The sequence below is a fragment of the Acidovorax sp. genome, assembly GCF_022763525.1.
In the GTDB taxonomy this organism is placed as follows: Bacteria; Pseudomonadota; Gammaproteobacteria; order Burkholderiales; family Burkholderiaceae_C; genus Acidovorax.
Genome location: NZ_JALEGG010000239.1, coordinates 18,604 through 38,215 on the forward strand (window position 1 = coordinate 18,604; position 19,612 = coordinate 38,215).

Annotated in this window: 15 protein-coding genes and 1 pseudogene; 5 read left to right on the forward strand and 11 right to left on the reverse strand. The window is 62.4% G+C overall.

All coding sequences use genetic code 11. From position 1 onward, the window contains the following. Window positions 1-151 precede the first annotated feature (151 nt). A complete protein-coding gene (locus tag MRY84_RS18240; RefSeq protein WP_291507115.1) occupies window positions 152-1,591 on the forward strand; it encodes a coniferyl aldehyde dehydrogenase in 1,440 nt (479 codons plus the stop codon). Here the strand turns inward: MRY84_RS18240 and MRY84_RS18245 are convergent. Continuing rightward, the gene (locus MRY84_RS18245) at window positions 1,563-3,407 is read right to left on the reverse strand and encodes a hybrid sensor histidine kinase/response regulator (protein WP_291507116.1); all 1,845 of its coding nucleotides are present in this window, start codon (window positions 3,405-3,407) and stop codon (window positions 1,563-1,565) included. The two genes, MRY84_RS18240 and MRY84_RS18245, sit on opposite strands and share 29 nt — an antisense overlap. Beyond that, complete coding sequence (locus MRY84_RS18250; protein WP_291507117.1) at window positions 3,394-4,029, reverse strand: response regulator transcription factor; 636 nt, start codon at window positions 4,027-4,029, stop codon at window positions 3,394-3,396. The genes MRY84_RS18245 and MRY84_RS18250 overlap by 14 nt, the downstream gene beginning before the upstream one ends. A gap of 159 nt (window positions 4,030-4,188) precedes the next feature. Between MRY84_RS18250 and MRY84_RS18255 the strand changes: the two genes are divergently transcribed. From MRY84_RS18255 to MRY84_RS18265, 3 genes are all read left to right on the forward strand, one after another. Next, the gene (locus MRY84_RS18255; protein WP_291507118.1) at window positions 4,189-4,773 is read left to right on the forward strand and encodes a hypothetical protein; all 585 of its coding nucleotides are present in this window, start codon (window positions 4,189-4,191) and stop codon (window positions 4,771-4,773) included. 172 nt (window positions 4,774-4,945) lie between these two features. After that, window positions 4,946-5,470 carry a GNAT family N-acetyltransferase gene (locus MRY84_RS18260; RefSeq protein WP_291507119.1) on the forward strand — a complete coding sequence of 175 codons (525 nt, stop codon included), beginning with the start codon at window positions 4,946-4,948 and terminating at the stop codon, window positions 5,468-5,470. 166 nt (window positions 5,471-5,636) lie between these two features. Then, window positions 5,637-6,785: a class I SAM-dependent methyltransferase gene (locus MRY84_RS18265; RefSeq protein WP_291507120.1), complete on the forward strand. Its 1,149-nt coding sequence runs from the start codon at window positions 5,637-5,639 to the stop codon at window positions 6,783-6,785. 38 nt (window positions 6,786-6,823) lie between these two features. On the opposite strand, the gene MRY84_RS18270 is transcribed toward MRY84_RS18265, so the two are convergent. After that, window positions 6,824-7,351 carry a hypothetical protein gene (locus MRY84_RS18270; protein ID WP_291507121.1) on the reverse strand — a complete coding sequence of 176 codons (528 nt, stop codon included), beginning with the start codon at window positions 7,349-7,351 and terminating at the stop codon, window positions 6,824-6,826. 234 nt (window positions 7,352-7,585) lie between these two features. Between MRY84_RS18270 and MRY84_RS18275 the strand changes: the two genes are divergently transcribed. Next, window positions 7,586-8,566, forward strand: coding sequence for a tRNA-dihydrouridine synthase (locus MRY84_RS18275; RefSeq protein ID WP_291507122.1), 981 nt, complete (start codon window positions 7,586-7,588; stop codon window positions 8,564-8,566). Between the two features lie 71 nt (window positions 8,567-8,637). Here the strand turns inward: MRY84_RS18275 and MRY84_RS18280 are convergent, their stop codons facing one another. From MRY84_RS18280 to MRY84_RS18315, 8 genes and pseudogenes are all read right to left on the reverse strand, one after another. Beyond that, window positions 8,638-10,572: a phospholipase D family protein gene (locus tag MRY84_RS18280; RefSeq protein WP_291507123.1), complete on the reverse strand. Its 1,935-nt coding sequence runs from the start codon at window positions 10,570-10,572 to the stop codon at window positions 8,638-8,640. Between the two features lie 152 nt (window positions 10,573-10,724). After that, window positions 10,725-11,927, reverse strand: a complete 1,203-nt coding sequence (locus MRY84_RS18285) for an ammonium transporter (protein ID WP_291507124.1) — start codon at window positions 11,925-11,927, stop codon at window positions 10,725-10,727. Window positions 11,928-12,261: 334 nt separating this feature from the next. Beyond that, window positions 12,262-13,374, reverse strand: a complete 1,113-nt coding sequence (gene ribD / locus MRY84_RS18290) for a bifunctional diaminohydroxyphosphoribosylaminopyrimidine deaminase/5-amino-6-(5-phosphoribosylamino)uracil reductase RibD (protein WP_291507125.1) — start codon at window positions 13,372-13,374, stop codon at window positions 12,262-12,264. A gap of 24 nt (window positions 13,375-13,398) precedes the next feature. Beyond that, complete coding sequence (locus MRY84_RS18295) at window positions 13,399-13,827, reverse strand: type IV pilin protein (RefSeq protein ID WP_291507126.1); 429 nt, start codon at window positions 13,825-13,827, stop codon at window positions 13,399-13,401. 27 nt (window positions 13,828-13,854) lie between these two features. Beyond that, entirely contained in the window at window positions 13,855-17,457 is a 3,603-nt protein-coding gene (locus tag MRY84_RS18300; RefSeq protein WP_291507127.1) for a PilC/PilY family type IV pilus protein, read from the reverse strand. Between the two features lie 73 nt (window positions 17,458-17,530). Then, window positions 17,531-18,349: a PilX N-terminal domain-containing pilus assembly protein gene (locus MRY84_RS18305; protein ID WP_291507128.1), complete on the reverse strand. Its 819-nt coding sequence runs from the start codon at window positions 18,347-18,349 to the stop codon at window positions 17,531-17,533. A gap of 21 nt (window positions 18,350-18,370) precedes the next feature. Further along, a complete protein-coding gene (locus tag MRY84_RS18310; RefSeq protein ID WP_291507129.1) occupies window positions 18,371-19,261 on the reverse strand; it encodes a PilW family protein in 891 nt (296 codons plus the stop codon). A gap of 46 nt (window positions 19,262-19,307) precedes the next feature. Further along, window positions 19,308-19,612: pseudogene (locus MRY84_RS18315) on the reverse strand (type IV pilus modification protein PilV); the annotation flags it as partial.

Genomic DNA, 19,612 nt, shown 5'->3' on the forward strand with positions numbered 1-19,612 from the left:
AGTTATGCAGGACATCCTTGAATTTGAAGCGCACCCAACCCCCCGAGAGCCGCGCACAACACGCTGCTGGGCCGGTAAAAGTACGCAACAGCGTAGCCTGGCTGACATCCGCGGCGCGGCCCGTCAACGGCGTCTTCTATGATCCCCCACCATGATGCCTGCCGAAATCCACGCCCTGTTTGATCTGCAATACCGCGCCAGCCGCGAGCACGTGGACGTGCCCCTGCTGGTGCGTCGCGAACGCCTGCTGCGCATGCGCAAGCTGCTGGACGAGCATGGCCCGGTGCTGGCGGCGGCGGTGCAGGCCGACTTTGGCATGCGCTCGCCGCGACTCACCGAGGTGGCGGACTTCTTCGTGCTGCGCACACTGCTGTCGCATACCCTCAAGCACCTGGCTGGCTGGATGAAGCCGCGCCGGGTGCGCACCCCCATCTTTCTGCAGCCGGCCAGCGGCTTCATCCACCGCCAGCCGCTGGGTGTGGTGGGTGTGATCGCGCCCTGGAATTACCCGGTGCAGCTGGCGCTGGCCCCGGCCATTACCGCGCTGGCGGCAGGCAACCGCGTGATGCTCAAGCCCAGCGAGCTCACCCCCCACACCTCGGCCCAACTGGCCTTGCTGGTGGCGCAGTTCTTTTCACCCGACGAATTCAGCGTGGTGCAGGGCGATGCCAACCTGTCGGCACTGTTCGCCTCGCTGCCGTTTGACCACCTGGTGTTCACCGGCTCCACCGCCGTGGGTCGCAAGGTGGCGCAGGCGGCGGCGCAAAACCTCACCCCGACCACGCTGGAGCTGGGCGGCAAGTCGCCCTGCATCATCGACGGCCAGTGCGACATGCAGGATGCGGCGCTCAAGATCGCCCACGGCAAGCTGCTCAACGCGGGGCAGACCTGCATCGCGCCCGACTATGTGCTGCTGCCGCGAGGCCGCGAGGGCGAGTTTGCCCAGGCTTACCGCACCGCGGTGCAGCGGCTGTTCCCCACCGTCGAGGGCAACGCTGACTACGCCTCCATCATCACGCCGCGCCACCATGCGCGCCTGCGCACCATGCTGCAGCAGGCCCAGACGCAGGGTGCCGAAGTGCTCACCATCGACCCCACCGAGGGCAAGCCTGCACCCGCCACCATGGGCACGCTGGGCGACGGCGCCAGCCGCCAGATGCTGCCCACGCTGGTGTTTGGCGCCACGTCGCAGATGCAGCTCATGCAAGAAGAGATCTTCGGCCCCATCCTGCCGGTGATTTCGTACGAGCGGCTGGACGATGCCATTGCACACATCAATGCGGGGCCGCGCCCGTTGGCTCTGTACTGGTTCGGCCAGAGCGAGGCGGTGCGTGACGATGTGCTGCGGCGCACGGTGAGCGGCGGCGTGACGGTGAACGACACGCTGATGCACATCGCGCACGACAACCTGCCTTTCGGCGGCGTGGGGGACAGCGGCTGGGGTGCCTACCACGGTGAACAGGGCTTTGTGCGCTTTTGCCACCAGAAATCGGTGCTGGTGCAATCCCGCTGGTCGGCAGGCAGCCTGTTCTACCCGCCCTACGGAGCCAGGTTCGACCAGGTCATGGGGCTGCTGCGGCGCTGGCTGTAGGCGCTGCGCCCGCGGCGGCGTTGGTGAGCTGCACCATGGCGTCGCGCAACTGGCCGGTGGACACGGGCTTATGCAGCAGCAGCGCCGAGGTGGACTGCGCATCGCGCAGGCGCTGCGGGGAGGTGTCGCCCGTCATGATGATGGCGGGCACGGGCGTGCCGAGGTAGGCCCGCAGGGCCTCCAGCACCTGCTTTCCGGTTTCCTCGTGCCGCAGACGGAAGTCCGTGATGATGAGGTCGGGTGTCAGATCCTCCAGGCATTCGAGCGCGTCGGCGCTGGATTCTGCAGTGATGCACACGCAGCCCCAGCTTTGCAGCAAGGATTGCATGCCCATGCGCACGGCCTCGTCGTCGTCGATGGCCAGCACTTTGAGGCCTGCCAGGCTGCGGCCATCGGGCGCCGGGGCCGTGTCGTCCTGCAGCGCGCCCTGCCAGCGGTCCAGCCACAGGCGGAACACCGAGCCCCGCCCCGGCTGCGAGCGCACTTCCACCGAGGTGTGCATTTCGCGCGCCAGCCGTTGCACGATGGCCAGCCCCAGGCCCAGGCCCTTGCGGCGGTCGCGCTCCGGATTGCCCAGCTGGTGGAACTCCTTGAAGATGTTGTCCCACTCGCCGCGCGGGATGCCCGGCCCCGTGTCCCACACCTCCAGCGCCAGTCGCTTGCCGCGCGTGCGGCACGCGATCAGCACGCCGCCCTGGCGGGTGTAGCGCAGGGCGTTGGAGATGAAGTTGTGCATCACCAGTCCAACCAGTGAGCGGTCTGCAAAAGCGGCTGCCGAGGTCTCCCGCGTGCGGTAGACCAGCCCGGCCGTGTCGGCCTGCGCGCCGAACTCCTGCTCCAGCGCCGTGAGCAGCGGCTGTACCGCGAAGGCATCGGGGCGCACCTTGACCACGCCCGCTTCCAGGCGCGAGTAGTCCAGCAGGGTGGTCAGCATCTCGGCCGCGGCGCCCGAGGCAGCGTGCGCATGGCCCAGCACCGTGCGCTGGTGGTCGTTCAGCGGGCTGCGTTGCAGCGATTCCAGGAAGAGGCCCATCGCGTGCAGGGGCTGCCGCAGGTCGTGGCTGGCGGCCGCCAGGAACCGGGACTTGTCGCGGTCGGCCTGCTCGGCGGCTTCCTGCGCGGCCAACGCGCGTTGGGATTCTTCGCGCAACTGGCTGACGAGCCGGTCGTTCTCGAGCTTGAGGGCAATGCTGCGCCGGGTGGCGCGGTCGGCCGTGCGCGCCTGCATGCAGGTGAGCGCGTAGTACACGCTGGTGAGGAGCAGCGCGGGCCACTTTACCGGTCCTCCCCCCAGCGCCACGGCCAGCATCACCCCGCCAATGGCGCAGGTGAGGTAGGTGACATAGGCGCGGAACAGGGGTGCGCCCAGGCCCAGCGCCCCGGACGACACCGTGCTGATGATGCCGATGGCGTAAATCACGCTCTCTGGCGTACCCCAGCGCAGCACCACATAGCCCAGGCTGCCCCAGCTGAGCCCCATGGCTGCCATGCAGGCAAACAGCTTGCGCGCGGCATGCGTCACGTCGCCCTGGCCCGGTGCGATGGTGCGAAGGGTCAGGTACACCAGGGCCACGACCAGCGTGTGCGATAGCAGCCACACCGTGATGGCCTGCACCTCGACCACGCGCACCATGATCCACAGCGTGCCCAGCGCCGTGGCCAGCGACGCCAGCAGCGTCATGGGGAAGTTGTGGCGCAGCAGCGCGACCTGTTCGCGCAGCACCTCATCGTGTTCGCGCACCGGCCCGCCGACGGCGGCGCCTACCACGTCGTCGTCAGCGGGCTGCGTGCTGGGCGGTGCGTCAGAGGGGACCATGGAGCTGCGGAGTGGACAGCCCCAGGCGCTGCGCCGCGAGCAGGGCGGCACTCCGGCTGTTGACGCCCAGCTGGGCAAAGATGGCCGCAACGTGCACCCGCACGGTGTTCTCGCTCTGGCCCTGGTCACGCGCGATCACCTTGTTCGGCTTGCCTGCGCACAGGAGCGTCAGCACGTCGAGCTGGCGCGCGGTCAGCGACGGCACGGCCGGGCCGGGGATGGTGGCGCTGTTGCCGCTGTTCGGTGGAAAACACGGCTGGCCTGCCAACGCGCAGGTGATGGCCTCAAGAATGTCTTGTGCACTGGCCGATTTGGGCAGGAAACCGTCGGCGCCCCGGACGCGGGCTTCATGGATCGCGTCCGGCGCCACGCTGGCCGACACCAGCACGACGCGCGCTCTGGGGCATGCTTGGCGCAGCAGGCGTAGCCCGTCCAGGCCGCTCATGCCAGGCATCTGGATATCCAGCAGCACCAGGTCGGCGTCCTCCAGCCGCAACGCGCAGGCTTCGGCAATGGAGCCTGCCTCGGCAATCGTTCCCACGCCGGGGTGGTCTTGCACGATCAGGCGCAGCCCCGTGCGGAACAGGTTGTGGTCGTCCACGAGCAAAAGGCGGGCAGTCATGCAGCAAGTATTGCGCACAACGCGGCGTGCAGAGCTAGTCCATTTGTGCGATGGACGCACGTGGAGCCCGTTTCTAGACTTCCGTCAAGCATTGAATGCCACGTCCTGTGTACGCAATGCGCCGCAAAACTTGCCACTACCGTATTCAAAGGGATTTTCATGACTGCGAATGCCTCTCCTTCTGGTTCCGCCGGTTCTCCGCAACCCCTTCGGCTTGACGATGAACGCCCGCACGCCGCCGCGCTGTCCGGTGGTGGCAATGGCCTGGGCGGCAACACGGTGGCGCGCATCGTCGAGGAGAACTGCCCGGGCATGCTGGCATCTGCAGGCGTGATGATCGAGCGGCTGGATGCGCAGGCCGGCACCTGGCAGTTTTCCATTGACCAAGGGCAGACCTGGCGCGCCATCCGGACCGATCTGATCAACCGGCCAGGCAATCTGGGGCTGGCGCTGGATCGGGATGCGCGGCTGCGGGTGCTGCCGTTCTCCGGCCACCGGGTCACCGGCGCACGCGTGGCATTCCACACCGTGCAGCGCAGCCATGGGCCTGGCAACGGGAGCTACCGGCCCTACGCGGGCGATGACCGGGAAGACGGGTCGCGGACAGTCACGCTGGTGCTGGCGCTCGCTGCCATCAACGGTGCCCCGCCAGCGGTGCATGTGCCGCGCCCGCGCAACAAGCGTGCCGTTGCGCGGCGCGCCCCGCTGGCCGCTTCGCTCACCGGATCGATGGCATTGGCCTGACGCGGGGCACGGCCCTGCGACGGTTGCGATGGCCTGCCTTGGCGGTGGGCCGCAGTGGCGCGGGGGGCGTCGGAACGCTCGCAGACGGGGTGGCGGGCAGGGGCAAAAACGGTTTGCGGCGACAATGCCGGTCCTTTCGTTTTTTCTTTCCCTGTTTTCGTTCGGTTTTTCCATGTCCAGTATCCAGGTTCGTCCCGCCACGCTTCGCGATGCCAAAGCCATTGCCCAGGTCCACACCGCCTCTGCCCAAGAGGCCTACAAGGGGTTGGTGCCAGACGAGCAGTTGAAATCCATGTCCTCTGTCGAGAAGCGCCAGGCCTACTGGCGCGAAGCCATCGAATACTGCGAGCCCCAGGTGCAGGTGGCGGTGGACGGCGAGAAAATCGTCGGCTTTGTGGGCTACGACCGCTCACGCGATGAAAAGTCCCGTCCCACGACGGGCGAGATCTGGGCCATCTATGCGGCCCCCACCCATTGGAACCAAGGCGTGGGCCTGGCCCTGTGGGATGCCGCACGCGACGGCCTTCAGGAAGAAGGCTGCACCAATGTGACCGCCTGGGTGCCGCTGCGCAATGAGCGCGCACTGCGCTTTCATGAACTGGCGGGCTTCAAGCGCGAACTCTCCACGGCCAAGACGGCAGTGATCGGCGGCGTGAAGATTGAAGAAGTGCGGCTGAAGCGGCCGATTAGTGCATGAGGCATCCTCTGAGTCGCCTGCGGCGCCGTCCTCATCTCCTTCGGGAAGGGGACGCCGCAGTGCGGCGGGGCGGCCCTTGCGCGGGGGCGCTGGTGGCGTCTGCGCCAGCCTCCACGACTTTCGGCAATTTCCGGCGTAGCGCTTCTCGGGGCGCCAGCCAACCCCAATGATCCACTGGACCCAAGAAGGCCAGGCCCAGCAAGCGCTGTGGCGCTCGGAGAGTGGCGCGTCCGCTCCGCGCCGGGTCGAAGTCGTGGACGACACCCTGTCCGCTGACGCGGCCTACCGCATGGCGTGCGAGGGCACGGGGCTGCTGTGGCAGGGTGATTTCCAGAACGCGCGCCACCTGCTGCAGGCGCTCATGCGCCGGGTGGACCGGAAGCCGCGCAAGTCGGCTGCGAAGGCGACGCAGAAGCTGGCATCTGCCACGCCGGCGGAGGCTTTTCACCTGCACCGTCAGGCGCAGGCGCAGCGCGCGCGGGTGTTGGCATCGGTGCTCATTCCACTGGAGGGCGACTATGGCATCGGCCTGCGCCGGGCGCCGGACTGGCGCTTGGCGTGCACCGAGGCCTGGGGCCCGGCCACGGGCGAGCGTACCGTGGCTACGCTGCGCGAACTGCTGGGCCTGGTGGGCGCGCACGAATGGCGCAAAAAGGGCGTGGAAGTGCCCGCGCTGGGCGCCCCTCCGAACAACCGCATTCACCCGCACTACGGCGTGTTTTCGCCTGTGCGGGGCGAATACGTGGAGTTGGTGGCGAATGCGCCGTTGCCCGGCAAGGCGCTGGCCTTTGACATTGGCGTGGGCACCGGGGTGCTGTCTGCGGTGCTGGTGCGCCGCGGCGTGCAGCGCGTGGTGGCGACCGACCAGGACCCCAGGGCGCTGGCATGCGCGCAGGACAACCTGCGGCGCCTGGGCGTGCTGCCTAAGGTCGAGCTCCTGCAGGCAGACCTGTTTCCGCCAGGCCGTGCCCCGCTCGTGGTCTGCAACCCGCCATGGCTGCCCGCTCGTGCGAGCTCGCCCATCGAACATGCCGTGTACGACGAGGGCAGCCGCATGCTGCGCGGGTTTCTGTCCGGTCTGGCCGAGCACTTGGCACCCGGGGGCGAGGGCTGGCTCATCCTGTCCGATCTGGCCGAGCATCTCGCGCTGCGCCCGCGCGCGCAGCTGCTGCAGTGGATTGCCGAGGCAGGCTTGCAAGTGCTGGGCCGGCATGACGTGAAACCGCGCCATGCCAAGGCAACGGATGCGTCAGACCCGTTGCATGCCGCGCGTGCGGCGGAAGTCACATCGTTGTGGCGTCTGGGCGTAGCCTGACTGCGTAAGGGGTCGCGCCGCCGGTGCCGCCCAGCTGTTCAGCTGGTCAGCACGGTGGATGTTTCGAGCGGGAGCAACTGCTCGAACTTCTCGCGCAGGCTTGCCGCACGATCACCGCCGGCTGCCAAGGCAACTTCCTCGAACATGGCTTCGCCCACGTCCAGCATGCTGGCGCGGTCCTTCGCGGCGCGCAGCGCGTTGCGGAATTGCTCGGCCAGCTCAGGGCTTCGTCGGGCGAACAGGCGTTCGCAGGTGTCAAACAGGTACATCCGGGCGCCTGCCAGTGAGCGCAGCGTTTCTCCGGGCTCGGGGCGCTGGACCGATGGTGCGCGGGATGACGCCTGGCCCGGCGCGCCCGCTGCGCCACCGGGTGTTGCGGGGCCCGTCAGGTAGCCCTGACGCATGAGGTTCTCGACGATCTGTGCGCCGATGCCGTTGTACATGGCCTGCAGGTCGGACAGCGGTTTGCCGTCGACCAGCAACAGCAGGGAACGCTCGCGCAGGCTCAGTGTGCGCACGCCGGGCGAGAGTTCCAGGCGGGCTTTTTCCGTCTTTTGCAGCAGCATGGGTGTCTCCGTCACGGGGGAATGCCAGCCATTGGAGCAAGCCGCCGTGACGCTGTGATGACCCGCTGCCGCACAATGCCGTCTGGCATCTTGCCCCTTTCGGATGGCAAATGCGGTGTTTGCTATTAAAAACATAGCTGTCTGCGCTTGTATATCAAGCGCTGCCGACCATTTTTTTTTCAGGTGAACTGGCTGCCTGCGCTGCGGCGCTCGCGCATCCCACCCGCTCATGCGATGACCTTGTTGCTTGCCCCCATGGAGGGGCTGTTGGATTTTGTGCTGCGTGACGTGCTGACCCGCGTGGGCGGGGTGGACCGCTGTGTTTCGGAGTTCATCCGGATCACGGGGTCCTTGCTGCCCGACAAGGTGTTCTTGCGCTACGTGCCCGAGTTGCGCAACGGCAGCCGCACGCTCGCGGGCGTGCCGGTGCGCGCGCAGCTGCTGGGCTCTGACCCGGTGTGCATGGCGGAAAACGCAGCCCGCCTCGCGGCCCTGGGGCCGGAGGGCATCGACTTGAACTTTGGCTGTCCGGCCAAGGTGGTCAATCGCCACGGAGGTGGCGCTGCGCTGCTGCAGGAGCCCGAGCGCATCGCCGCCGTGGTAGCGGCCGTGCGAGCTGCGGTGCCCCCGCACCTGCCGGTGTCGGCCAAGATGCGCCTGGGGTTCAACGATACCGGCCTGATGCGGGAATGCGCACAGGCGATGCAGGCGGGCGGCGCTGCCGAGTTGGTGGTGCACGCCCGCACCAAAGCGGATGGCTACCGGCCCCCGGCGTATTGGGAGCAAATCCCCACCATCCGCGCGGCGGTCCATATCCCCGTGGTCGCCAATGGCGAGATCTGGACCGTGGCAGACGCGCAGCGCTGTCGCGAAGTGTCTGGCTGCGACGCGCTGATGCTCGGGCGCGGCATGGTGGCGGACCCGGGCCTGGCGCGCGCCATCCGCGCGTCGGACGCCGGGCAGTCCGGCGCGGACACCGTGGCCTGGGACGATCTGCTGCCGCACATCGCAGCTTTCTGGCAACTGGTCTGCGAAGACCTGGAGCCGCGCCAGCGGGCAGGGCGGCTCAAGCAGTGGCTCAACCTGCTGCGCAGGCGCTTTGAAGAGGCCGAAGCGGCTTACCAGCACGTCCGCACGATGACCGACCAGCGGGCGATCACTGCCTGGGTTTCCACGTTGCAGGGCCAGCCTGACTCTGCTTTTCCAAAGGCCTGAGCGCTGTTCCGAGGGGGGGCCGTGTGGGGAGCGGCGCGGTCGGTGCGCTTTTTCGCGGCCACCCGCGTGACCTACAGCAGATGGTCGGGTGCCAGCGGGCCGAGCAGTTGCAGCATCAGCCGCAGCGGAACGCTCGCATCGGGCTCCGTCGTGCTGTTGGGCAGGCCGCTGCCCTCCGGGGCTTGCCACACCAGGCCGCTCTCCGTTCGCTGGACCTTCCATGCGGCCTCGCGCAGCGCGGTCTCGATCTGCTCGGTCGCCCTGCGGGACAGGTCGGTGCTGCGGATGAGCAATGCGATTTCGGTGTTCTGGCGTTGCGATCGAATGTCCAGGTTCATCGATCCCACCACCAGCAAGCGACCATCCACGATCAGCAGCTTGGAATGCAGCATGGAGCGCGAACTGCCCATGGAGCCCGAGCCCAGGCCACCACTTCCACCCTCGCCACCGGTGCTGCCCGAACTTCCGAGCGCGCCGCGCAGCCCGCTGGGGAGCTCGCTGCGCATCTCGTACAGCTCGACGCCCATGCCCAGCAGGTCGGGCCGATGGCGCGCATACCCGGCGTGGGCAATCGGTGCGTCGTTGGATGCCAGCGAGTTGGTGAGCACCCGCACCCGCACCCCACGCGATGTGGCGTCGGCAAAAGCCTGCTTCATGTCCGGGCCCGGCACGAAATAGGGCGAGACGATGAGCAGCTCGCGCCGAGCCTTGCCCATCAGTTGCAGCAGTCCGTCCACCACCGTGTCGGTCTGGGCGTCCAGCGTTTGGGCGTCAGGCCGGTAGTTGGGTGGAGGGGCGACCGTGCCGGGCGCATCGGGCGCCGCAGCAGGGCTGGGACCTGACGGTGGTGAGGGCGGACGCGCGGTGGCCCCGGAAGGCAAGCGGGGGGGCGCGCTGCCGCCGCGCGAGGTGATGGCGAGCGGCGAGGCCTTGGCGGGCGGCTTTTCGGGCAGCACTGCCGAGGAGGTGCTGTCGGGGGGAATCTTGGCTGGCTTGTCCACCAGCACAGCGGCGGGAGCCCACGTGAATGTGGCTTGCGTGAGGTCCATGGGGCGCTGGTCCCAGATTCGCGCACGTTGCGAGGCTGGTGCGTCCTGTGGGGGCGTCCCCGGCTCTTTCGGCGGCGAGTCGTCGGGCGCCTGGGGGGAACTGGGGGCGTCAACCCGGCCGCGCTGCGCTTCTCCGGCCGTGCGGGCGCGGCTGCGCATCCGGTCCAGTTCCTCCCGCGTGACCAGCGACTGCACCGGATAGGCGCGTTCGTTGTTCCAGTAGCTATCGAAACTGCGGGAGAGCTCCTGCACCACGGGCCCGGCGGCCAGCACATCCAGGTCTACGAAGTTGCCGGACTCCGCGCTGCCGAAATAGGCATCGCCCAGGTTGCGGCCACCGGTCACGCCCATGGCGTTGTCGGCAATGAAGAGCTTGTTGTGCATGCGCTGCTGCACCCGCGAGAAATCGCCCAGCGCGCTGAACATGCGGCCCAGCGTGGAGCCGCGGGCACCCGTGAGGGGGTTGAACATGCGCATTTCGATGTTGGGCACGAAGGCCAGGCGCATGACCTGTGCGTCGCGGCCTGCGCTGTGAAAGTCGTCCAGCAGGACGCGCACGCGAACGCCCCTTTGCGCTGCAGCCACCACACCCAGCAAGAGGCGCTCGGTGCTCGCATCGGCATGGATGGCGTAGTACTGCAGGTCCAGCGTCTTTTGCGCGGACTCCACCAGCGCCAGCCGGCTGCCATACGCGGCCTGGGGTCCGCTGAGCAGCAGAAAGCCCGAAAGGTGCCGCGCACCCGCCGCGGCACGCTGCGCTTGCACCAGTTGGCCCAGTGGGGTTTCATCAGGTGATGCGAGTGCGCTGGACACCGGGCGATCCACCCCGGTGGGCAAACCGGTGCAGCCGCTGACCACACTGGCGATCACCATGGCCGCCACAGCCAGCCATCCATAGCGGGCCGTGGAGCTCAAGAACTCTGAAGCATTGCCAGAGGGGTGGGGCTGCGAACGCATGGCGTGATTGTGACGTTGCGGCCGGTCTGCCGCTTGTCGGACGCCGCGCCAACGCGACAGGGAGCAGGGGGTGACAGGGAGTCGTCACCCCATCGGTCGCAGCCAAAACCGGATGGTTAGGTGGGCTGGCTGACAGCGGCCTGCCTGCGGCCCTACCAGCTGACTTCGCGGTCCGGGGTGGCACTGATTTTGTGGATCGAAAGATCGGCCCCGTCGAACTCTTCTTCCTGCGTGAGCCTCAAGCCCACCGTGCGTTTGAGAATGCCGTACACCACGAACCCGCCAGCCAGCGCCCACGCTACCCCCATCGCCGTGCCGATCAACTGTGCTCCGAAGCTGACGCCGCCCAGGCCACCCAGCGCCTTGCTGCCAAAAATCCCTGCGGCGAGACCGCCCCAGGTGCCGCACAAGCCGTGCAGAGGCCACACGCCCAGCACGTCATCAATCTTCCAGCGGTTCTGCGTCAGCGTGAACATCACCACGAAGATTCCCCCCGCCACGGCCCCGACAACCAGCGCGCCCAGAGGATGCATCAGGTCCGAGCCGGCGCAGACGGCCACCAGCCCGGCCAGCGGCCCGTTGTGCACAAAGCCCGGGTCGTTCTTGCCCAGCATCAACGCCGCCAGCGTGCCGCCCACCATCGCCATCAGCGAGTTCACGGCAACCAGGCCAGAGAGCTTGTCCACCGTCTGGGCGCTCATCACATTGAACCCGAACCAGCCCACGACCAGCACCCATGCGCCCAGTGCCAGAAAGGGAATGTTGGAGGGTGGATGGGCAGAGATGGCGCCATCCTTGCGATAACGATTGGCGCGGGACCCCAGCAGGATCACCGCAGGCAAGGCAATCCATCCGCCCACGGCATGCACGACCACCGAGCCGGCGAAATCATGGAACTCTTCACCCGTCAGCGCCTTGAGCCATGCTTGGACCCCAAAGCGCTGGTTCCAGGCGATGCCTTCGAAGAACGGGTATACAAACCCCACAATGACCGCCGTTGCCATCAGTTGAGGCCAGAACTTGGCGCGCTCGGCAATTCCCCCCGAAACGATGGCCGGGATGGCCGCGGCAAAGGTGAGCAAAAAGAAAAACTTGACCAGCGCGTAGCCGCTCTGCTGAACAAGCGATTCGGCACCGACAAAGAAATGCGTGCCATAGGCCACGCTGTAGCCCACTGCGAAATACACCACCGTCGATACTGAAAAATCCACCAGGATCTTGACCAGTGCGTTCACCTGGTTTTTCTTGCGGACCGTGCCCAATTCCAAAAAGGCAAAGCCTGCGTGCATGGCCAGCACCATGATGGCCCCTAGCAGAATGAACAAGGCATCCGTGCCCTGTTTGAGTGCTTCCATATCGTCCTCGCGCGATGGGTTGATCTTTTCTGGTGCACAAGCAGCGTGCATCCCCGATTTGCACCATCTTGAAGCAAAATTCGCGCCAGAGAATGGTGCGCGAGGTCGCACCGATTTGGTGTGGCGGCTGAGGTGGGGTTGAACGCGAGAGGTTCGGGGCCCCGGGGAGGGGAAGGGGGCTTTAGTTAAGGGGAAATCGGCGTATACAGGGGAAGCGCGTCGACAGCGGTGAAGACGTGGGCCTCAGGCGCGGTTGTCTCTGTGCGGCCCCTGATGGTCCACGACCCTATCGTTTACTTGCTGAGCATCAGGGTCGCTGTGCTCGCCAGCAGGGCTAGAACCGGTCGCGCCCTTGCACCCGCGCCACGATACGCAGGTCCTTGTCGACGGGATCGACCGACTTGAATTCCAACGCCAAACCGTCCGCCAGAGAGGTCAGCGGTCCAAAGTCCGCAATCCCTCGTCCAGGACCCAAAAGCCTCGGAGCCACGTACAGCAGAATTTCATCCACCAGACCCTCGCGGACCAGGGAGCCGTTGAGCTTGTGCCCCGCTTCCACGTGCAGTTCATTGATGCCCCGCCGGCCAAGATCCTGAAGCATGGCCCGCAAATCGACCTTGCCGTGGGCGTTGGGCAGGTGTACTACCGTGGCGCCCCGATCGGCCAAGGCAGTTTCTTTTTTTAAATCATTCTGGCCTGCAGCGTAGATATAGCAAGCGCGGCCAGCTATCAAAATGTTAGCATCCGGTGGCGTTTCCAGCCGGCTGTCGACCACCACCGCATGGGGTTGGCGTGGCGTGGGTACGTCGCGCACGTCCAACCGCGGATTGTCGTCCAACACCGTGCCAATGCCCGTTAGCAACGCACAGGCTCGGGCCCGCCATGCATGCCCGTCCGCGCGCGCGGCGGCTGAAGTGATCCACTGGCTGGTCCCGTTGTTGAGGGCCGTCGTGCCATCCAGCGACGCTGCCATTTTGAGCCGCACCCAAGGCGTGCCTCGGATCATCCGGCTGAAAAAACCAATATTGAGTTCGCGCGATGCCTCGGCCCCCGGCCCCACTACCACTTCCACACCCGCCGCGCGCAGCCGCTCAAATCCATGCCCCGCCACCAGCGGATTCGGATCTCCCAAGGAAGCCACGACCTTGCTCACACCTGCCTGGACCAAGGCATCACAACACGGCCCAGTACGCCCATGGTGCGAGCAAGGCTCCAGCGTTACATAGGCGGTAGCGTTGCGGGTGTCACACCCTCTGCTGGCCGCATCGCGCAACGCCATGACTTCCGCATGCGGCCCACCTGCTTGCTGGGTAAAACCTTGGCCAATGACTTCGCCATTGGGGGCGGTGAGCACACACCCAACACGGGGATTCGGATTGGAAAGAAAAAGCGCTTGAGTGGCGAGCTCAAGCGCTTGGTTCATGGGGGAGGGCGCGGACGAATTCATGCGCCGTGGATATTAGCTCAGCAGCTACTTGTTCCAGCAAGTTGCGTCGAAGTCCGGATCGCTTTGAATTTTCCCCTTCGCACCCTTGATGCCAGCGTGCGTAAGCGTGTAGTTTCCGCACTTATCCCCAGCTTGGGGTGTACCGGGTTTAGGGGTCGCCGTGAGGGTGAAGGAGGAAGTGGTGGCTGGCCCTCCAATTGATATCGTATAGCGCTTTGTCGGATCGGCCGCCCAAGTAAGGTTGGCAGGGAGTGCGGTGGGATACGTTCCCGTGGCCGTAGCGGCACGTTCCAACCATTGCTGGGCCTGCAGTAGACCTGCACGAGCATCAGCGCGGTGACCACGCCGAATATATTCAGCGTAGCTGGGCATAGCGATGGCCGTAATAATGCCAATAATGGCTACTACGATCATGACCTCAATTAGCGTAAAGCCTCGAGAATGGTGCTTCATAAGACTGCATGCTCCTGAACATTGAGCTTAACGCAGCTGCCGCCAACTGGGGCGCATGGTTTGCTCTGGGAAGGTCTGATTGTCCAGGTTATCGTCTGAACCATCCGGCTTCTTGCCCGTGAGGCGGATGATACTGCCGCGCTGGATCATGGTGTGAGATCCAGGGAGAACAGACACACGCGAAGCTCCCATGTCGCTGGAGAGGTTGTATTTTCCGTCGCCGTTCGTATCCATGATTTGAACGCTAGGTCGCTTACCGTCCATGATATTGACCAAGGTCCAGAACTGCCGCTCCTTGTCTACCGAACCAGCTTGGCATGCCTCAACACTAGGGTCCAGCAGGGATCCTTTGGCTGGAACTTGCGAAAAGACTGAAAGTACATTGCTGCTATCGTAAAAGTCCATTGGCTTCAGCATGCGTTCACGGGTTTCGGGCAGATCCATATACCAGCCTTTATGCGTGATCCAGTCGAGGGTGGTAGAGGCATCGATAGTCCAGAATTGGTGTCCATCGCGCGCAAAAGCAGATGTCACGGGAATTTGCCGCTGCACCAAGCTCGTTTGAGCCACCGCAGTTGGTAGATCATCCGATGATTTCACTAGTTCGGAGCATGCCGAGTCGGAAGTTGACGCGCAGACTGCGATACGGTCCTTTTTGGTGCCAACCAGTTTGTAACTCGTATTGTCCAAGATTGAGTACAAACTCTGTTTGTTGGCATTTTGTGGGTCGTCCGTAGCAATGTTGCGTCCGGTTCCAAAAGCTACCATCATGCCGCCGACAGCCACCGTTTTCTTTTTACCCCCACCAATATCGATTTCCTTTTTACGATCATTTGCGCGCACCGTGGGTGCAGCAGTAATAGATTGTGCGAGTGTGCGGACTGCGGGAGATCCCTCGGTGCCGCCCTTAGCGGTAAACAGTGGGACACCAACAGTTGTATGGTTGCTGGTGGAGTCTGCCACGCCGCCCCAGCGTGCCACACCCCACTTGTTCTCATCGCTATCGGCAATCAGAAATTTCCACATATTGCCTTTCAAATCACCTGCGTAGGCCACATCCGGGCGGCCGTCACTGTTGATGTCTACGAGGCGTGGTGCGGACAAGCCGTTGTCGGTAGTATTAGCATGGGCGCCAGTTGCCGTCGTGCCTGTAGCCACCAATCGCAACAGCTTCTTGTCACCATCCAAATACTGCACCAGTAATACGGGACGCTCGCTCTTGCTGTTGTAGCCGTTGCCCATCACTGCAGCCCAGCGATTGTTGTTCATGCGCACAATTTGAGTGGTGCGCTGAGGGTTGGCGTCATCCATCACGGGTTTCGCAAAAATATGGCCCATATCAGCCGCAGCCAAGCAAGCTTCCTTGTTTGCCACGGGCGTGACGCCGGCGTCTTCACAAATGGCCACCGAGGCCACTGATTCGCTGGCATGGCGGGTTTTATCCATCACAACCAACTGTGGCGCATTCCCTTCGGTAAAGTTGCCCGGCGCGGGCACAGTAGTGCCTGGATTGGTAATGTCCAGAACGAAATAACCTTTGCCACCTGCGCCCAAAGTGCCAATCAGCATGGTGCGCCAGTCGGGGGCATAGATGCCGTAGTCGGGGTCTCCGGGATCCTTGCCCCCGTTGATATCGACATCCCCACTCATGGGCGATCCGTCAACGTAATAACGGTGATTCTGATTGAAGGTGGGGTCAGTGAGGCGCCCTACGGCGGGGATGACACCGCGTGGCACATAGGCCAACTTTTCTGCTCCGTCATTCGCGGAGAACCCGTGAAGCATGCCGTCATTGCCACCCACATAGATCATCGGAAGGCGCTTTTGCCACGCCTTGGTAAACGCAGCGTAGCCTTTCCAGGCGTAACTACTGTTTGGAGCCCCCACATACCATACTTCAGAATTAATGATGCTTCCTTGGCGTGACTTTCTTTCGCGGAAAGGTTTCGTGGCGGGATAGTCGGGAGGCGTCTCGGTCCCCTCTTTAGTGCGGTCACCCCGCACATAGTTCAAACGGTCTTGTCCAAGCGCGTCGCTAGAGCCGTCACTCTTCAAATTCAGAAAGTTCTTTTGTGCTGTACTCAAGTTGGATTCATCGGCCGTCCATTTAAAGGGGGCTCCCTTTTGAATCTTATCGTTCCATGTGAGTACCAGTCGAGCGTTTACGTCAAACCCTGCCGCATCAAGCAAGGTTGCAGTATTTTTTCCAGCCCAACCGGGATTAGGAACGGTAGTCCCATCTGTTTTAACGGTTTCGGCCTCAATGAACCCCCGCCAACCTTCCTTGGGAATATAGTTTGCTATGTACTTCCCCACGTCGTTACGCGACGCATTACTTCCGCTGGTAGCGTTAGAGCCTCGGTCCGGCTCCGTATCAGTTTTGATCTGCTGGATGATCATGCGGAACGCTTTTTCCAGATCGTCGCCCTGTTCGACTGCAAAAAATCTTCCGCGTCCATTGATTGCAGCATGCCACAAGTCCAATGAACGCTTATTTTCATTGTCCATGACAGGCCACGTTTGCGTACCGTTAACCAAATTTGGGAAGCTGCCGTTATAACCGAAGGGCACCATTTCTGTAGGAGCGAGAATGGTTGGTGCCCCGGGCCACGTATAAGACATTGAACTGAAACCGATGGTGTACGTCACCATGTGAGGCCAGTTTGCGGGGTTATATTTGGGATTCCAATACTTTTTCAGCGCCACACCACCTATCGTCTCTGTCGCAGGCGCTTGATCGTACTCGGCAGTAGGCGTTATCGCTCCGGTGAGGCCGCTCGCTTGAAGTGGTTCGGACCAGCTCTTGAAAGCCCAGTCAGCCAGCGTGTTGCTTGTTCCGTCGCGATAGATATTGGTTTGTCCTGCGTTGGCACCGGTGTTGCTGTACACCGTGCCATCAGGCAATGTGAGGGTTGTGACTCCATCTTTATTGCCACCGGCAGCGTATGCTGCCTCATACCCGTTCCAGCGGCCATCGGTCATTACGATATGGTAGTTCCGTCGGCATCCGAGATAAGGGCTTCCAGTTACGCCGGGTTTGGACGCCCAAGCGCTATTTGTGCCTAACGTCCGGCGCATATAGTCATCTGCCTGCTTGAACATCTTATGGGTAGGCGTCCCGTTGTTCGCTTTGAGGCTGTTGACGAAACTAAGGAAGTTGGTTCGATGTGCGCCCTCGACTGGGCGCATCGAATTGGTCTGCATGCTGGCTGAATCCACACTGCCTGCGCTCGGCGCTCCGCCATTGTTATGCATGACCTGCCAAGCCAAGCGGATTTTCCCGTCGGGCAAAAGTGTTGTGTCGTTAAAAACTTCCTTGAGGGCGTACTTGAGTACGTTGATGCGACGGCTCGTCAAAGGCCAGCTGCCATCGGCGTTTGGGACCGTGTTGTTCGTAGCATCTGCTGAGCCGACGCAATCCGTCGTACTTTCTTTGTTTAGGCAGTTGCTCATACTCCCCGAGTCGTCGACGGAGATTATCACGTTAGGCGCAACATAGGGTTCTACGGTGCCTGGTGGCGACTGTGCAAAGTCCAATGCCAGGGTAATCTGCGGAGCAAGCGCCGCTCCGACGGCCATTGCAATTAGGGTTTTTTTAAAGTGTTTTTGGGGATGATTTTTGGAGGGCATGATGTGCTCCTATTCGGTTGAATTGACTAGCTCTTAGGCTATGTCAACCTGCAAGCGCTTTTTTGGTGAAGAATTAGTCTTTGAGCTTCTGGCGCGCATAGGTTTGTTGCAATACCGCTTGGGTTACTGGGACATCCACTCCAGCTACGCTTCGTACCTTGCGTCCATACGCAAGGGCTGTAATGCGATAAACCACATTAGGTTTCATATTCAAGGGAAGATGATTAGCGCCACCTGCAATCAAAGCGGACTTATCCGCATTGGGGTCGTAGGGTAATACCTCAATCCAATACCAGCCACCTCGGTTGTTGGCCGAGCGATCTCGCAGTATGGGATTGCCCTTGGGCTCATTTTCATCGGTGCTGAGTTGTGCGCCGCTGTATTGGCCATAGCGAGCACCGATGTTGTTGACCGCCATTTCAGCCAAGGTGAAATCAACAAGAGGATCTGTTTTATCGCTCGTGTTGTTCCAGAAATCTTGACGCCCTGTACGTTTCAGGCAAAGAGCGTTCAGGCATCGAGGACCTGTTGTGATGTTTTCAAGTTCAGCCCATAGTGCAGCGGCTTCTTTGGCCTCGAGCGGAATTTGTGCATAGGTAGGATTGCCTCCGCGACATGCCGTTGCAGTTGGAATTCGGCAGTCACTTCCGTCCGCCTTTTCACCGCGAATGTCGAGTTCGGCATCCTGAATGAGTGCCTGCGCGGCTTCGAATGCACGTTGGTAGTCAGCATCGTTTCCGACCACCATCTCGTTGAACATGGAAGTGCGAGATGCCCACAACGCCAGCAGCATCGAAAGCATGACAAAAACAATAACGACAAACAATGCAACGCCACTTTGACGTCGCTGCGATCGCTTGTTAGAAGTGTGTGGTAGGGATGTGCGTGGCATGGCTTGCTGCAGTGGATGGTTTTAGCCTGTGAGCCCTTGGCTGCGCAATTGATACACGTTGCGGAACACCATGTGCACGCGTCTATTCCGGGGTTCGGCTAGTGTGGTCAGATTAATCGCGGTGGTACCATCGCAGTCCGTATAGGAACTGCCTGCGGGTAGGTTGATTTTTTCGATTCCATACAACACTAAGCAGACCTCCACCGCAAAAACCTGCGCCCAACCAGGGGTGCCTGGGGCACCAACGGTTGTGGCGTTTACATAACGCAGATTGGGGCTGCCTGTGCCGGCCGCACTTTGTACTAAATATCGAACTTGAAAGTTGGCGACGTTGCGCACAATAGGCTGGACTTGGCCATTTGCAGCACATCGCAACTCGTTAGTAGCGGTGTTAAGTACAAACTGACTTTGAATGAGAGTAGGGGTGCCACTTTCCCCCAAGCAATTACGCAGAACGGATTCCGGGTCTAAAGGTTTCGTCGGATCTTTTGCCAAATAGACAAGCTCTGTGTAATTGCGATAACCTGTTGTGAGCTTGTATTCACCAGCGCCAGGTGAATCCAGTCCGCTCAGAGTATCAGTCGCCAGTGTGAAATTGTTGGTGCCATCGGTGAAATCCGTCTCAAATGCTACAGGTTCGCCAACTAGCGCAGGAGTAGTATCACTCTCCATTTTTGTCGCAGACATCTTGAGCTTGATCGAGCCCGACTGTCTTAATTGCATGCCAATCACTCGGAAGGCGTGCGAAGCTTGTTGCTGGATATCACTGGCATCGGTTACGGTCCCTGAGACGCCACGAGAAACCATGAGTGCGCCCATCGCCACAGCGATGGTGAGCAGGCCAATGGTGATGCCGACTAGCAGTTCGAGCAGTGTCACGCCACGCTGGTTGTATGGCCTCAAATTTTTCATGCTTGACTTGCCTGATAAAAAGATAAAGTCCCAGAAACTCGTGAAATCAGGATTTGGGTCCTGGGCAGAAATACTGAACGGTAACGTCGGCAAAATAAGGAGCGCAGCGACTGCTGACCGGGATGTATTGCAGGTGGCACGTATATCTGGGCGTTGCCGTGGGGCTTGTGTTGCAGGCCGGAACACCGGCATCGCCACCTAGATTGGTCGCAGTGGTTAACAGATCGCTAAGATAGGAGTTATCAGTACTTCGCTCGTTCTCGCGCCAACGAATCATCACGCCCACCGTCCGTCGGCTTCCGGCAGTGGTTTCGGCGGGGGCAAAAAAAACGTTGGCATCCCCCAAAGGAA

Bases quoted from the DNA above. Each gene is read 5' to 3' on its own strand.
- MRY84_RS18240 (WP_291507115.1), top strand. From the start codon at position 152: ATGATGCCTGCCGAAATCCACGCCCTGTTTGATCTGCAATACCGCGCC.
- MRY84_RS18245 (WP_291507116.1), bottom strand. From the start codon at position 3,407: ATGGTCCCCTCTGACGCACCGCCCAGCACGCAGCCCGCTGACGACGAC.
- MRY84_RS18250 (WP_291507117.1), bottom strand. From the start codon at position 4,029: ATGACTGCCCGCCTTTTGCTCGTGGACGACCACAACCTGTTCCGCACG.
- MRY84_RS18255 (WP_291507118.1), top strand. From the start codon at position 4,189: ATGACTGCGAATGCCTCTCCTTCTGGTTCCGCCGGTTCTCCGCAACCC.
- MRY84_RS18260 (WP_291507119.1), top strand. From the start codon at position 4,946: ATGTCCAGTATCCAGGTTCGTCCCGCCACGCTTCGCGATGCCAAAGCC.
- MRY84_RS18265 (WP_291507120.1), top strand. From the start codon at position 5,637: ATGATCCACTGGACCCAAGAAGGCCAGGCCCAGCAAGCGCTGTGGCGC.
- MRY84_RS18270 (WP_291507121.1), bottom strand. From the start codon at position 7,351: ATGCTGCTGCAAAAGACGGAAAAAGCCCGCCTGGAACTCTCGCCCGGC.
- MRY84_RS18275 (WP_291507122.1), top strand. From the start codon at position 7,586: ATGACCTTGTTGCTTGCCCCCATGGAGGGGCTGTTGGATTTTGTGCTG.
- MRY84_RS18280 (WP_291507123.1), bottom strand. From the start codon at position 10,572: ATGCGTTCGCAGCCCCACCCCTCTGGCAATGCTTCAGAGTTCTTGAGC.
- MRY84_RS18285 (WP_291507124.1), bottom strand. From the start codon at position 11,927: ATGGAAGCACTCAAACAGGGCACGGATGCCTTGTTCATTCTGCTAGGG.
- ribD (WP_291507125.1), bottom strand. From the start codon at position 13,374: ATGAATTCGTCCGCGCCCTCCCCCATGAACCAAGCGCTTGAGCTCGCC.
- MRY84_RS18295 (WP_291507126.1), bottom strand. From the start codon at position 13,827: ATGAAGCACCATTCTCGAGGCTTTACGCTAATTGAGGTCATGATCGTA.
- MRY84_RS18300 (WP_291507127.1), bottom strand. From the start codon at position 17,457: ATGCCCTCCAAAAATCATCCCCAAAAACACTTTAAAAAAACCCTAATT.
- MRY84_RS18305 (WP_291507128.1), bottom strand. From the start codon at position 18,349: ATGCCACGCACATCCCTACCACACACTTCTAACAAGCGATCGCAGCGA.
- MRY84_RS18310 (WP_291507129.1), bottom strand. From the start codon at position 19,261: ATGAAAAATTTGAGGCCATACAACCAGCGTGGCGTGACACTGCTCGAA.